Raw genomic sequence first — 1,226 nt, 5'->3', positions numbered from 1 at the left:
AAAACGTGAATCAAAAAATATACCTTACGCAAATAACCCAATACACCTAACGCCTAATTAACAGGCAAAAAACAGTTGGCTAAAATAAGCGACGTAGGAGCAAAAGCCAACTGTTTTTTGTCCTTGTTAAATTTCTTGTTATGATGATTTATTACACACAAACTCATTTTTACTAAAATCAGATAGCTCACTGAATTTCTTAATAGACTCAATGCTATAAAACTCACTTCTTTCAAATTCACAATCAGTGCATGAATATGAAATATCTATGCGGGCATCATGGTCTTGTTTGAAACCATTGTGAAAACCAACCCATATGTATGGCTCATCATTAAGCTGGCTGTATGGAACACGGTTAAGAAAAACCTCTTCGCCGTTAGTTTTGTAAACAAGAGTGACGCTTGAAGCAAGCCAACGTTTATTAATAGTTTTAGGGTAATTTAAAACTAATGTTTCATTGTCTTTGTCGGTTATCTCAAATCCATGACAAGCTGCAACTTTTGGGGTGATGATATTCACACGATCTGGCTTTGTCGCCAAAACGGAAAAAGAAATGGTTAGAAAAATTAATGATAGTAATTTCATACTCTATCCCTGCGAATCATCATAACGCCCTGTTAACAGGCAAAAAATAGTTGGTTAAAATAAGCGACGCAGGAGCAAAAACCAACTGTTTTTGTCCTTGTTTAACAGTTTGTTATGTATAAATTTGCACACTAACTAACTAAAAGTCAGTTTTAATTATGTCTTTATATTTGATAAATGCTTTATTGTTCGTACGCTTTAATATTTCTACTAGCCCAATTAAATCTTTTTTATGTATATCGAATTCTTTTTCATTGTTAAGATCCTTTGCTTCTTGCATCCTTTTAGCTTTGTCTTCACAAACCATTTCTTCTATTGCTTTATATTCCATCGTTAGCCTTTATTAATAAGTCTGGTGCAGTAATCATTAACAAATTTAATATCTGCCTTTGACGGGCTAGGTTCAATATAGGTTTTGACACATTGATCTATTTTATATTTATATGAAAATATAGGAGCCAGCACAATAGAAATAGAGATCAATACAGCTCCAATGATAATATATTTTTGTGAGGACACTCAGGATTCCTTTTTATACATAACGCCTCATTAAGAGGCAAAAAATTGTTTGCTAAAATGTTGAGGTACGAAACAGCAAACTGTTTTTTGTCCTGCTTTAATGCCTTGTTAGGTGTTTGAAC

At 33.0% G+C, this 1,226-nt stretch carries 2 protein-coding genes; both read right to left on the bottom strand.

What is annotated here, in order from left to right; translation table 11 throughout:
- Positions 1-138 precede the first annotated feature (138 nt).
- On the bottom strand, positions 139-585 hold the full coding sequence (locus CWS31_RS17280; protein WP_101344032.1) for a hypothetical protein: 447 nt from the start codon (positions 583-585) through the stop codon (positions 139-141).
- Positions 586-724: 139 nt separating this feature from the next.
- Entirely contained in the window at positions 725-916 is a 192-nt protein-coding gene (locus tag CWS31_RS17275; protein ID WP_101344033.1) for a hypothetical protein, read from the bottom strand.
- Positions 917-1,226: the final 310 nt, after the last annotated feature.

Source organism: Colwellia echini (assembly GCF_002843355.2).
GTDB classification, from domain to species: Bacteria; Pseudomonadota; Gammaproteobacteria; order Enterobacterales; family Alteromonadaceae; genus Colwellia; species Colwellia echini.
Note: the sequence above shows the minus strand (reverse complement) of the source record. Positions and strands in the feature narration are given on the sequence as shown.

What these genes read in the sequence shown, in the direction of transcription:
- CWS31_RS17275 (WP_101344033.1), bottom strand. Translation starts at nt 916, where the DNA reads ATGGAATATAAAGCAATAGAAGAAATGGTTTGTGAAGACAAAGCTAAA.
- CWS31_RS17280 (WP_101344032.1), bottom strand. Translation starts at nt 585, where the DNA reads ATGAAATTACTATCATTAATTTTTCTAACCATTTCTTTTTCCGTTTTG.